The sequence below is a fragment of the Caulobacter sp. BP25 genome (assembly GCF_002737755.1).
In the GTDB taxonomy this organism is placed as follows: domain Bacteria; phylum Pseudomonadota; class Alphaproteobacteria; order Caulobacterales; family Caulobacteraceae; genus Caulobacter.
The window spans coordinates 512,629-525,370 of record NZ_PEGH01000018.1 but is presented as its reverse complement, the minus strand read 5'-3'; the positions used below and the strand labels follow the sequence as shown (position 1 = coordinate 525,370).

The window sequence follows — 12,742 nt, the reverse complement described above, 5'->3', positions numbered from 1 at the left end:
ACAGAGTTCGACGATGCAAGCCCCCGCCCCAAAAAGTAAAGTTGCAACCCACAGTTTCTTTTTATTAACGGCTTGTTCACCCTTCAGCTCAGCCCAAACAACCTTTGAGCACAACACAACAAGGTAAACGCATGTACACTATCGCAAGCACCCTGGGTCAAGAGCCTCGAACTGAAAGCCAACTTTATACAACCCAATTCGGGTAAACCTGAGAGACAACCAGAAGAAATATGCGACCTGGACGCGAAATTCATTTCAATGAATAACGTTATCCAACAAGCTCTACTGCAAAATAGTCGCTCAGATTACTGGAACATTCTCCGCACTATCTACAAGGCCCGGTATACGGGCAGTCGCGGCAACATCCCAGGCCGAACCCACGCGTTCTATTGTCGCATCCCTGTCGCGCGCAGAAGGCGCAACGTGGTGGGCGATCCCAAGACAGGCAAGCGATTGCGCGTAGATGGAGCCCGGCGCTTGGGCAAGGTCCCGACGGCTAGCCAGGGCCTCCCGGGTCTGGATTTTTGACTTAAAGCATATTTACCATGCAGACCCGGCGTCAAAGATCTCGGCGGCGCGGCCTGCGCACGTCCTAGAAGCCTCTCGGCCCAAGTTTAAGGGATCGACCTCTGGCGCTGAGCTTTAAGCCCCAGACGATGCAGCAGGCGGGGGCGGGGGCCTAAATGATCCCCGTCAGTGCGTCAAAGCCGGAAACGCCCTCCAGCACGACCGCCGCGCCGACCTCGTTCTCGCCCAGAGTATCGGCGAAGATGTAGAAGTCATCGCCGACCTGCACGCCGACATAGATCAGCGCCGCCGTGGCGGTGAAGGCCGCATTGGCCGCCGCCAGGGCGGTCGCGAACGAGGTCGCGCCAGCCAGCAGCTGGTAGGTCGCGGTCGTGGCGGCCGCCAGACCTTGGAAGTCGATGGAATCCTCACCGTCGAAATCGGTGATGCGATCCACCGCGGACGTCAGCGAATCCGACGCGCCAAACACGAAGACATCCGCGCTCGCCCCGCCCGTCAGGGTGTCGGCGCCCGCGCCGCCGGTCAGGGTGTCATCGCCGGCGCCGCCCAGCAGGATGTCCCTGCCGACACCGCCCACGAGGCTGTCATTGCCAACGCCGGCGTCCAGCGTGTCGTCGCCGCGGCCGCCGGTCAGGGTGTCGGCGCCCGAGCCGCCGCGCAGGGTGTCGTTACCGGAACCGCCGTCCAGCGCGTCGTTGCCCGTGCCGCCGCTCAGGCTGTCGGCGCCCGAGCCGCCCGCCAGCACATCTCCGCCCACGCCGCCCTCCAGCGTGTCGTCGCCATCACCGCCAAACAGCGTGTCGCCGCTGTCGCCGCCATCGAGACTGTCGTTGCCGCCCGCGCCGTCCAGCACGTCGCTGCCAGCGCCGCCGACGAGGCGGTCACCCATGTCGCCGCCGGTCAGTACGTCATCGCCCGCGCCGCCGAACGCCGCGATGACGCGCAAAGCCTCGTCGGCCGTGGGCTCGTAGGAATCGCTGTCGCCCCCGCCGATGAACAGTTGCGAGCCGTCGGAGAACTGGATGCGGTCCGCCGAAGCGGCGGCCGGCAGGCCAAAATTGACCCCCGCCTGCGGGAAGGTGACCGAACGCGCGCCCAGGGTCAGGGTGTAGGTCCCATAGCCATTCGATTGCGGATTGAACGCGATCGTCACGTCCGTCGCAGATCCCGTCGTGAAGACCAGGGTGTCGTAGCTGAGGATGTTGAAGCGCTGCGCTTCGGCGGCCGTGATCTTGGAGAAGGTGTAGGTCGCCATGGTCATGCCCCCAGGAAACGCGGAAAATCTAGCTTTCGAGGGTCGATAGAGCCTGCGAGCGCGGCCGTCGAGCCCTTGAACTGGGCCATTTGGCCTTGACGATGGATTTGCGACAAAATGACGCCCCGTCCCTCCTCAATCTGGGGATCGGCGAACGTCATCCAAGACTTACCAGGCGCCCGCAAAGCCAAGTCGACGCGCCCAGCGGAGACGTCGTCAGATCCGGCCTTCCTAGGAAGGAAGCCCTAGGCGGCATCGGCGAAACGGCCTCCCAGCCTGTCATTTGGTCGGTCTAGGACACCATGCCCGCCAGGCGGCCACGGATCAGGGCTTCGGCCTCGGAGACGATACGATCGACCAGCTCGCGCACCGTCGGCACGTCGTGGATCAGCCCCTGGACCATGCCGGCGGTCCAGACGCCGTGGTCGACGTCGCCGCTCTCCAGCCCTTCCCGACCCCGCGCGCCCTTCACCAGGTCCGCCACGTCCTCGAACTTGGCGCCGCCGGCTCGCTCTATGGCCACGACCTGCTGGCTGATCGCATTCCTGGCCACGCGGGCGGTGTTGTGCAGGGTGCGGAAGATCAGGTCGGTGCCGCGCTCGTCATTGGCGACCATGGTCTGCTTGAAGTTCTCGTGGATCGGCGCCTCGACCGTCGCGCAGAAGCGGGTGCCCATGTTGACCCCGTCAGCGCCCAGGGCCAGGGCCGCGACCAGGCCGCGCGCGTCGCCAAAGCCGCCCGAGGCGATCATCGGGATCCTCACCTTCTCCGCGGCCACCGGGATCAAGACGAGGCCCGGGATGTCGTCCTCGCCCGGATGGCCAGCGCACTCGAAACCGTCGATCGAGATGGCGTCGACGCCCATCCGCTCGGCCGACAGAGCGTGGCGGACGGCGGTGCACTTGTGGATCACCTTCACGCCGTGGGCCTTGAAGTGATCGACGTGCTCCTGGGGCTTGTAGCCGGCGGTCTCGACGATCTTGATCCCGCTCTCGATGATCGCCGCCCGGTACTCGGCGTAGGGCGGCGGGGTCATGGCCGGCAGGATGGTCAGGTTCACCCCGAACGGCTTGTCGGTCATCTCACGCGTGCGGGCGATCTCTTTGGCCAGCGCTTCCGGCGTCGGCTGGGTCAGGGCGGTCAGGAAGCCCAGCGCCCCGGCGTTGGCCACGGCGCCCACCAGCTCGGCCTTGCCGACCCACTGCATGCCGCCCTGGGCGATCGGATGCTCGACGCCGAACAGCTCGGTGAAACGGGTCTTGATCGCCATGGCGCGCGGCCTCCCTCTGGTTTTGAGGGAACTATGGCGAGGCGGCCCTTAGGTCAGGCAAGCCTTGATCCTCCCCCGCATCGCGGGGCGGATCTGGCCTCCTACTGCAGGCCCGCGCGGCCGATCGCGTAGAAGCGGTCCGACCGCTGCTTGCGCAGCTGCTCGGCGCTCATGTGCGCCATGGCCTTCAGCTCTTCCTCGACCGCGTCGCCGACCGCCTGGATCGCCACTTCCGAGTTGGAGTGGGCGCCGCCGGCTGGCTCGTCGACGATGCGATCGACGATGCCCAGCTTGATCAGGTCCTGGGCGGTGATGCGCATCTGGGTCGCCGCGTCCTTGGCCCGGGCGCCGTCGCGCCACAGGATCGAGGCCGCGCCTTCCGGCGAGATCACCGAATAGATCGAGTGCTCCAGGATCAGCACGCGGTTGGCGCCAGCCAGGGCGATGGCCCCGCCGCTGCCGCCCTCGCCCACGATCGTGGCGACCATCGGGGTGCCGAGCGTCAGGCAGCGCTCGGTCGAGCGGGCGATGGCCTCGGCCTGACCGCGCTCTTCCGCGCCCAGGCCCGGATAGGCGCCGGCGGTGTCGACGAAGGTGATGACCGGCAGGTTGAAACGCTCGGCCATGTCCATCAGGCGGACCGCCTTACGGTAGCCCTCAGGGCGGGCCATGCCGAAGTTGTGCTTCAGGCGGGTGGTGGTGTCGTGGCCCTTCTCGTGGCCCATGACCACGACCGGCTGCCCCCGGAAGCGACCAAGGCCCCCGACGATCGCCTGGTCGTCCGCGAACTTGCGGTCGCCGCGCAGCTCGACGAACTCGTCGATCAGGCCCGCGACATAATCGCGCAGGTGCGGCCGCTGCGGATGCCGCGCGACCATGGTCTTTTGCCAGGCGTCGAGGTTGGCGTAGGCCTCCTTGCGGAGCTCCTGGGCCCGGTCACGCAGGGCCTGGATTTCGAGGTCGAACGCGCCAGGACCGGCCGTCTCGGAGAGCTTGGACAGCTCTTCGATCTTGCTTTCCAGGTCAGCGATCGGACGTTCGAAATCGAGATAATGGGCGGCCATGGACTCTCAAACGTCGCCGTGAATGAAAGGGTGCGAACCTAGTGGCGGAATCCTCCGAGGGAAAGAGGCGAGATTCCGTCAGGGAATGGCCCCGAATCCGCCGGGATTTATCCACAGGCTTGATCAACAGGTGAGTCTCGATTCAGGACTCTCTTGGTCTGGTGAATCGCGACATAGAGTCCTATGTTGATTTTGCAGCGGGGCGCGGAAGCCGACCCGCGCCCACTGCGGCTCCCGCCATCGAATATGCGCGGTCCCGCCTGATGAGAGCGCACAGTTCCCATGCAGGTGTTCACCTTCTTCTGTGTCGAGTCCGACGGCTCGGTCCCCCGCTTCGACGTCACGCCCTGCGCGGACGACCGCGCCGCGCGCGCTCGGGCGTTCGAGCTGCTGGACATGCACCGCCGCTGCGACTTCGTGGAAGTGTGGCGCGGTTCCCAGCGCGCGTTCGACGTATCGGCCCAGGCAGCGGCGGCGTAATTCAGCGCCCGATGAATTATTGCGTCGCGTTGTGAGCGGCGCTAGGCTGTGTTTCCGGATGGGGCCTCTTTAGCGCCCCGCTCTCCGGAAGGCCGCTCCATGGACGTTTCAGTCCGCGACGCGAAGGCCCACGACGCTCTGCTGCGTTCTGGGCCGCTGATCCCTCCCGCTCCTAAAGTGCACCCCCGTCCCTTGGCGGCCCTACCTTTCGGCGACCTGCGCATTGCCTGGGAGATGAGCCGCAATCTGGTCGGCGCCTGGGCCGAGGCCGATTTCGACAACCTGATCATCCCCTTCCGTTTCATGGGGCAGCCCGGTCTGGTGGTCAGCGATCCGGCCGGCGTGCGCCAGGTGCTAGCCTCGCCGAACTTCCGCCGGCCGATCAAGCTGGGCCGGCCGCTCAAGCCCCTGGTCGGCGAGGGCCTGCTGCTGACCGAGGGCGAAACCTGGAAGCGCCAGCGCAAGAGCTTGGCGCCCGTCTTCACCCCGGCGGCGATCGGCGGTCTGCTGCCCCACTTCGTCGCGGCGGGCGGCAGCCTGGCCGACCGGCTGACGGGCCAAGACCGAGCCAACCTGTCCGAGGCCTTCCATCACGCCACGCTCGATGCGGTGCTGCGTGCGCTCTTCTCGCGCCGCGCCGACCGGGAAGGCGCGGTGCTCGCGGAGATCGCGCGGCGCTATGTGGAGGGCCCCGCGCACTTCAGCCTGCTCGACTTCGCCGCCCGGGGGCTCGATGACCTGACCTTCGTGGACGGCGAACGCCGCCGGCTGGGGTCGCGATGGCTGGCCGAGGTCGACGCCCTGATCGCCCAGCGCAAGGCCGGCCCGGAGTCGGACGATCGGCCGGGCGACCTGCTGGACCGCCTGCTGGCGGCGCGCGACGAGGACGGCCGCCCCCTGCCCGACCAGGAAATCCGCGACCAGTGCAGCTCGATGCTGGCGGCGGGCTTCGAGACGACCTCGCGCCTGCTGTTCTGGGCGGCCTATCTGCTGGCCCGCGATCCCTCGACCCAAGACCGTGTGCGGACCGAAGTCCTGGCCTCCGCGGTCGAGCGCGTGAACGGTCTCGACGACCTCAAGGCCTGGCCGCTACTGCGGTCGGTGCTGTTCGAGACCCTGCGCCTCTATCCCACCGCCCCGACCTTCGGCCGCCAGGCGCTGGCCGACGAGACGGTGCTGGGCCATCAGATCCCGGCCGGAGCCATGGTCACCATCAGCCCCTGGCTGATCCACCGGCATCGCAAGCTGTGGGACGAACCAACCGCCTTCCGGCCCGAGCGGTTTCTGGACCAACCGCATCCGTGGGGTATGGAGGCCTTTCTGCCGTTCGGCGGCGGCCCCCGCGTCTGCATCGGCGCGGGCTTCGCCCTGGCCGAGGCCCAGATCATCCTGGCGACCGTGTTGGCAAGGGTCGAGATCGGACTCGCGGACGATCGACCGGTGATCCCGGTCGCCTCGATCACCTTGGGTCCCGACCACGAGCCGGACTTCGTGCTGACCCCGATCGTGCAAGCGCGGCCTTGAGCGGGATGGTAGGAAGGCTCAGCTAGCGACCCTTTTCCGAGGAAGAGCCATGACCGAAGACCTGCGCACCCGTCCGTTCGCCACCGCCACCGACAGCGGCCATGGCGGCTTGCAGACCTTCGTCACGGCCGGCCCCTCGACCATCGTCGCCGACATCGCCGTCGCCTCGGGCGGCTTGGACCTGGGCCCTGATCCGCACGAGCTGGTCGCCGCGGGCCTGGCGGCCTGCACCACCATGACCCTGCGCCTCTACGCCAACCGCAAGGGCTGGGCGATCAGCCACATGCACGTCGAGGTCTTCTCGCACTTCGACAAGGACCAGACCCCGCACGAGCGCTTCGAGCGCGTGATCACCATCGAGGGCGACCTGAGCGACGAGCAGTTGGAGCGCCTGTTCGAAATCGCCGAGAAATGCCCGATCCACCAGCTGCTGACGAAAGGCGCGCGGGTGGTGACGACGGTGGGGGGGAACTGAGGACCAGTTCCTCCCCCGCCATGCGGGGGAAGTGGCCCGGAGGGTCGGAGGGGGCCAACTCGGCCCAGTCAGCATTAGCCCCCTCAGTCACTCCGTGACAGCTCCCCCGCGAGCGGGGGAGCAACTTCGTCTCAGAACGTCAGCGCGCGCGCTTCCTTGACGTGCGGCAGAGCCTGGATCTTGGCCAGCAGGGCCGCGTCCGGGGCCTGATCGACGCCCACGAGCGCGATGGCGTCCTCGTCGGCGGCCATGCGGCCCAGGTTGAAGGTGGCGATGTTGACGCCCGCCTCGCCCAGGAGACCGCCCAGCGCGCCGATGAAGCCCGGCTTGTCCAGGTTGTTGATGTACAGCATGGCCGGCGAGAAGGCCGCGTCCAGCTCCATGCTCTTGACCTCGACGATGCGCGGCGCGCCGGCGATCACCGTGCCGGCGAAGGCGCGCTTGCCCTTCTCGGTGGTGATGGTCACGCGCATCAGGCTGTCATAGGTGGGGCTGACTTCCTGGCGGCTCTCGGAGACGGTGATGCCGCGCTCCTTGGCCACGGCCGGGGCCGAAACCATGTTGATCTCGGCCAGCATCGGCTTCAGCACGCCGGCCAGCGCCGCCGAGGTCATCGGCTTGACGTTGAGGTTCGACACCTCGCCCTCGAAAGCGATGTCGATGGCCTTGATGCCGAAGTCGACCATCTGGCCGGCGAAGGCGCCGATCTTTTCGGCCAGGGCCACGAACGGCTTCAGCTTGGGGGCTTCTTCGGCGGTGATCGAGGGGCTGTTGAGGGCATTGGTGACCGCGCCGGTCAGCAGATAGTCGCTGACCTGCTCGGCGACCTGCAGGGCCACGTTCTCCTGGGCTTCCGAGGTGGAGGCGCCCAGGTGCGGCGTGGCCACGACCTTGTCCGAACCGAATAGCGGGTTTTCCTTGGCCGGCTCGGTGACGAACACGTCAAAGCCTGCGCCGCCGATATGACCCTCGTCCAGCAGCTTGCGCAGAGCCGCCTCGTCGACCAGGCCGCCGCGGGCGCAGTTGACGATCAGCACGCCCTTCTTGGTCTTGGCCAGGGCCTCGGCCGACAGGATGTTGCGGGTCTTGTCGGTCAGCGGGGTGTGCAGGGTGATGACGTCGGCGCGAGCCAGCAGGTCTTCCAGCTCGACCTTCTCGACGCCCATTTCCACGGCGCGCTCGGGCGAGAGGAAGGGGTCGTAGGCCACGACCTTCATCTTCAGGCCGAGAGCCCGGTCGGCGACGATGCCGCCGATGTTGCCGGCGCCGATCAAACCCAGGGTCTTGGCGTACAGCTCCACGCCCATGAAGCGGTTCTTCTCCCACTTGCCAGCCTGGGTCGAGGCGTCGGCGGCGGGGATCTGGCGGGCCAGGGCGAACATCATGGCGATGGCGTGCTCGGCCGTGGTGATCGAGTTGCCGAACGGCGTATTCATCACGACGATGCCCTTGGCCGTGGCGGCCGGGATGTCGACATTGTCGACGCCGATACCGGCCCGGGCGATGACGCGCAGCTTGTGGGCGGCGGCGATCACGTCCTTGTCGAGCTTGGCGCCCGAGCGGATGGCGATGCCGTCATAGTCGCCGATCACGGCGATCAGCTCGTCCTTGGACAGGCCGACCTTGATGTCGAAGTCCAGGCCGCGGTTCTTGAAGATGTCGACGGCGGCGGGGCTGAGTTTGTCGGCGATGAGGACGCGGGGAGCGGTCATGGAGGTTTCCTTGCGGAGAATGGGGTGGGGAAGCCCCCTCCACCGCCGTTCGGCGGTCCCCCTCCCCCGGGTGGGGGAGGAAGGGGAAGCGCGATCTTTCTTCCCCCTCTGGGGGAGGAGCGCGCAGCGCGGAGGGGGCCCGTAAAGGGCTTTAAGCGGCGGCCAGTTCGGCGCAGACGGTGGCGAAGGCCCAGTCGAGCCAGGGCGTCAGGGCCTCGAGGTCCGAAGCCTCAACGGTGGCGCCGCACCAGATGCGCAGGCCGGCCGGGGCGTCGCGATAGCCGCCGATGTCGAGGGCCGCGCCCTCCTTCTCGAGCAGGCTGGCCAGCTTCTTGGCGAAGTCGGCTTGAGCATCGTCCGGCAGGGCGCAGATCTTGGGATCCACGACCTTTAGGCACACCGAGGTGTTCGACCGGATCTCCGGCGTGGCGGCCAAGAAATCGACCCACGGGGTCTTGGCGACCCAGTCGGCCAGGACCTTCAGGTTCTGGTCGGCGCGGGCCTGCATGGCCTGCAGGCCACCGATGGACGAAGCCCACTTCAGGGCGTCCAGGGCGTCTTCGACGCACAGCATCGACGGGGTGTTGATCGTCGCGCCTTCGAAGATGTCGGCGGCGATCTTGCCGGCTTTCGTCATGCGGAACAGCTTGGGCATGGGCCAGGCCGGCGTGTAGCTTTCCAGGCGGGCCACGGCGCGCGGCGACAGGATCAGGATCCCGTGTGCGCCCTCGCCGCCCAGCGCCTTCTGCCAGGAGAAGGTCACGACATCCAGCTTGGCCCAGTCCAGGTCCTGGGCGAAGGCGGCCGAGGTGGCGTCGCAGATGGTGATGCCTTCACGGTCGGCCGAGATGAAGTCGGCGTTGGGCACACGCACGCCCGAGGTCGTACCGTTCCAGGTGAAGACGAGGTCCTTGGCCGGATCGACCTTGGAGGTGTCGGGCAGCTGGCCGTACGGGGCGCTCAGCACCTCGACGTCGGGCAGCTTCAGTTGCTTGGTGACGTCCGTGACCCAGTCCTTGCCGAAGGACTCGAAGGCCAGCAGTTGGACGGGGCGCGCGCCCAGCATCGACCACATCGCCATTTCGACGGCGCCGGTGTCCGAGCCGGCGACGATGCCGATCAGGAAGTCGGCCGGGACTTCCAGCACTTCGCGCGTCTGGTCGATGGCGGCCTTCAGGCGCGCCTTGCCAAGCTTGGAGCGGTGCGACCGACCCAGGACAGCGTTTCTGAGATTTTCGGGGGTCCAGCCAGGGCGCTTAGCGCAGGGGCCGGAAGAGAACTCGGGGCGAGCCGGGCGGATCGCCGGCTTGGCGAGGGTCGTGGTCATAGCGATGTCTCCCATCCTTACAGATGGACTGCGCCCCGTTGGGGGGCGTGGCCCGCCGGCGAGAAACCCTGTTCGCGGGCGAAAGGCAAGGAGAGATTTGTCGCGCCTCGCCGGAGTGTCGGCGCGCTGGAGGAATTATTTTCCGGACTTCCGCGAACGCCACGCACGCACCGTCCCGAGAAGGATCAAGAGCAGCAAGCCATAGGTCACAAGGTTGTTGACCACCGCATAGTTGCGGTCGTGGCGCATTTCGGTGACCAGGTAGTAGGCGTGCAGGCTGAACTGAACCGCCTGCAGCATCACCGCGCCGCCCAGCCAGAAGCTTGCATAGCGCAGCGCCAGCAATAGCAGACTCGCCGCGAGGAAACCGTCGAGACCCAGCAACAGGAAGCTCTGGGTCTCCTTCGGCGTGAAAGCATGGATCGCGAAATTCGCCAGGATCGAAAAAAGAATCAGGGTCGCCGCCGCGCGTTCGGCCGCTCCGCCCTTCACCCACGCGAACACGCAGACAAGGACGAAGATGAGCAACCCAAGGATCACTGAAGCAGAAGGGAACATGAAAAAGGCCTCTAACCGTGATTAGAGGCCTTTTGTATTAAACTATTGCAATCTTAAGTTCACCCGACTTCGCGCAGGACCCCCTGCACCGCCGGATAGGCGTCCTTGTCCTCGAAACCGGCCAGCTTGGTGCGGATGCCAACGCGCAGGCGCGTTTCGTCCAGCTGGGCGTGGGCCTCGACGATCGAGGTGCGGGCCGAGGCCAGCGCCTGCATCGCTTCGGCGAATTTGGCCGTCGCGTCATTTCCGACCGTGGCCGACAGGCCCATGTCCTTACGCGCCTGCACCAGTTCGGCGATCATCTCCGAGACCTGCACCATGGCAGCGTCCACGGCCTTCTCCGACGCAAACAACTTCGTCGCGACCCGTTGAGCAACAAACACTTTTTCCACGCCCGCTCTCCGTAAACAAAACACTAAGAAAGACGGTAAATAGGAAGTTAACGAAAAGGCAACGCGTAAATGCACGCAATCGTTAGCGTGACGGGCACGGCGTCGATTTGGAAGTGAAGCGTTAGGAACCTTGCGGCAAACTGACGCTAGAATTGAGTCCTGGACGCCTATGAGCGACAGACAGATCACGCGCGCGAACCGCGAATCGACCCACGCGCCCCTTCAGGCGCGAATCGCCGGCGTGGCCCTCGCCACCACGGTCATCGCCCTCGTGGCGGCGTGTCTGTGCTTCATGCTGCAGCAGTGGAGCGTGGCGCGACAGGAGTCTCGCGCCAACCATGCGGTGCTGGCCCAGATGGTGGCGGCCGGCGCGGCGGGCCCTCTGGCCGACAACAATCTGGCCGGCGTCTACCGGGCGCTGAGCGCCGTGGCCAAGGCGCCGGGCGTCGCGGCCGTGCGCATCACCGATTCCAGTGGCCGGATCGTCGCCCAGATCGGGGAGCCCACGCCGGCGGACGCCGACATCCTGACGCGTCCAGTCGAGCTGAACGGCCGCAAGATCGGCGCCGCGTCGCTGGTCGCCCGCCGCCCGGGCATCGGCCAGATTCTAGCCCGGGATCTCGCCTTAACCGGCGCCCTGTTCTTCGGCTCGGCGGGCTTGGCGATCCTGTTGGCCAACGGCCTGGCGCGCCGCATGACACGTCCGATGGAGCGCCTCTCGGAAGCCATGCACGAAACCGCCGTGGGCGGGCGCTTCATGCCAGTGGAGCAAACCGCCGACGACGAGGTTTTCCAGAGTCTGATCGACAGCTTCAACCATCTGGTCAGCCGGCTCCGCGCCAATGACGAGGATCTGCGCGGGGCCATGGCGGAACTGGTCAGGGCCCGCGACGAGGCCAATACCGCCAACGTCCTGAAGTCGCATTTCCTGGCTAATATGAGCCACGAAATCCGCACGCCCCTGAATGGCGTGCTGGCCATGGCCGAGGTCATGGACATGGACGAGTTGACCCCCGCACAGCGCGAGCGCCTGGCGGTGATCCGCGAGTCGGGAAGCCTACTGCTGGCGGTGCTGAACGACGTACTGGACCTGTCCAAGATCGAGGCTGGCCGTCTGGAGATTCAGGACCGCCCCTTCGACATCGCCCAGCTGGCCCAATCCATCCGCGAGGCTTATGCCTGCCAGGCTCGCGACAAGGGGCTGGCCTTCGAGGTGGCCGTGGCGCCCGAGGCCCATGGCCTGTGGCGCGGCGACGTCGATCGCCTGCGCCAGATTCTCGGCAACCTGATCTCGAACGCGCTGAAGTTCACGCTCGAGGGCGCGGTCGCCGTTCGGTTCGCCTCAGCCGAGGACGGCTCGGGCCTGCGGATCGACGTGGCCGACACCGGCATCGGCGTCGCGCCTGAGATTCTGCCGCGTCTGTTCGACAAGTTCGTTCAGGCCGACAGCTCGACAACCCGCCGCTTCGGCGGTTCGGGCCTGGGCCTGGCCATCTGCCGCGAGCTGACGGCCCTGATGGGCGGCTCGATCAAGGTCCAGAGCCGCGAAGGCCGGGGCTCGACCTTCACCGTCCTGGTCGCCCTGCCGCGCGAGGAGACCCTGACCGAGGTCCACTATATCGACGACGACGAGGCCCCCGCCGTCGTCCGCAAGTCCGCGCGAGGCGGAAGAGCGCCGCTGCGGGTTCTCGCCGCCGACGACAATCCGACGAACCAGAAGGTCATCGAAGCTGTCCTGGCCCCGCTGGGCGCCGAAGTGACGATGGTCCCAGACGGCAAGGCCTGCCTCGAAGCCTGGAAGGCCGCCAGGTTCGACATCATCCTGATGGACATCCACATGCCCGTCATGGACGGCATTGAGGCCGCCCGCGCGATCCGCTCCCTAGAAGCGCAGGAAGGCCGCACCCGCACTCCGATCGTCGCCGTGACCGCCAACGCCCTGGCCCACCAGATCGAGGACTATCTGGCCGCCGGCATGGAAGGCCACGTCGCCAAGCCGGTCGAGGTGACCAAGCTCTACGGCGCGATCGAGGACGCCATCGCCTCGGCCCGTATGGCCAAGGCCGCTTGAGTCCAACCTGAGCCCCAATCTTCCTGAACACGAGACAACGAGCGGCTCAGAACCGCTTCAGCCGTCGCATGTTTCTCTGACCTCAA

Annotated in this window: 11 protein-coding genes; 4 read left to right on the top strand and 7 right to left on the bottom strand. The window is 66.6% G+C overall.

From position 1 onward, the window contains the following. Nucleotides 1-679: 679 nt before the first annotated feature. The 3 genes from CSW59_RS16395 to CSW59_RS16385 form a co-directional block, all read right to left on the bottom strand. Nucleotides 680-1,783 (bottom strand): calcium-binding protein, encoded by a 1,104-nt coding sequence (locus tag CSW59_RS16395; protein ID WP_201722826.1) that lies wholly within the window; start codon nt 1,781-1,783, stop codon nt 680-682. Between the two features lie 292 nt (nt 1,784-2,075). Further along, entirely contained in the window at nt 2,076-3,053 is a 978-nt protein-coding gene (locus tag CSW59_RS16390) for a nitronate monooxygenase family protein (RefSeq protein WP_099445037.1), read from the bottom strand. A gap of 101 nt (nt 3,054-3,154) precedes the next feature. Next, nucleotides 3,155-4,117: an acetyl-CoA carboxylase carboxyltransferase subunit alpha gene (locus CSW59_RS16385; protein ID WP_099445036.1), complete on the bottom strand. Its 963-nt coding sequence runs from the start codon at nt 4,115-4,117 to the stop codon at nt 3,155-3,157. Between the two features lie 282 nt (nt 4,118-4,399). On the opposite strand from CSW59_RS16385, the gene CSW59_RS16380 reads away from it, so the two are divergent. From CSW59_RS16380 to CSW59_RS16370, 3 genes are all read left to right on the top strand, one after another. After that, nucleotides 4,400-4,597: a hypothetical protein gene (locus CSW59_RS16380; protein WP_099445035.1), complete on the top strand. Its 198-nt coding sequence runs from the start codon at nt 4,400-4,402 to the stop codon at nt 4,595-4,597. Between the two features lie 99 nt (nt 4,598-4,696). Continuing rightward, nucleotides 4,697-6,121, top strand: a complete 1,425-nt coding sequence (locus tag CSW59_RS16375; protein WP_099445034.1) for a cytochrome P450 — start codon at nt 4,697-4,699, stop codon at nt 6,119-6,121. Between the two features lie 49 nt (nt 6,122-6,170). Beyond that, nucleotides 6,171-6,596: an OsmC family protein gene (locus CSW59_RS16370; RefSeq protein ID WP_099445033.1), complete on the top strand. Its 426-nt coding sequence runs from the start codon at nt 6,171-6,173 to the stop codon at nt 6,594-6,596. Between the two features lie 131 nt (nt 6,597-6,727). On the opposite strand, the gene serA is transcribed toward CSW59_RS16370, so the two are convergent. From serA to CSW59_RS16350, 4 genes are all read right to left on the bottom strand, one after another. Beyond that, entirely contained in the window at nt 6,728-8,308 is a 1,581-nt protein-coding gene (gene serA / locus CSW59_RS16365; RefSeq protein WP_099445032.1) for a phosphoglycerate dehydrogenase, read from the bottom strand. A gap of 151 nt (nt 8,309-8,459) precedes the next feature. After that, entirely contained in the window at nt 8,460-9,635 is a 1,176-nt protein-coding gene (locus CSW59_RS16360) for a phosphoserine transaminase (RefSeq protein ID WP_099445031.1), read from the bottom strand. A gap of 135 nt (nt 9,636-9,770) precedes the next feature. Further along, the gene (locus tag CSW59_RS16355; protein ID WP_099445030.1) at nt 9,771-10,193 is read right to left on the bottom strand and encodes a hypothetical protein; all 423 of its coding nucleotides are present in this window, start codon (nt 10,191-10,193) and stop codon (nt 9,771-9,773) included. A gap of 59 nt (nt 10,194-10,252) precedes the next feature. Then, a complete protein-coding gene (locus tag CSW59_RS16350; protein WP_099445029.1) occupies nt 10,253-10,585 on the bottom strand; it encodes a hypothetical protein in 333 nt (110 codons plus the stop codon). A 169-nt stretch (nt 10,586-10,754) separates the two neighbouring features. On the opposite strand from CSW59_RS16350, the gene CSW59_RS16345 reads away from it, so the two are divergent. Further along, nucleotides 10,755-12,656, top strand: coding sequence for an ATP-binding protein (locus tag CSW59_RS16345; RefSeq protein ID WP_236632245.1), 1,902 nt, complete (start codon nt 10,755-10,757; stop codon nt 12,654-12,656). The last annotated feature ends 86 nt before the right edge of the window (nt 12,657-12,742 follow it).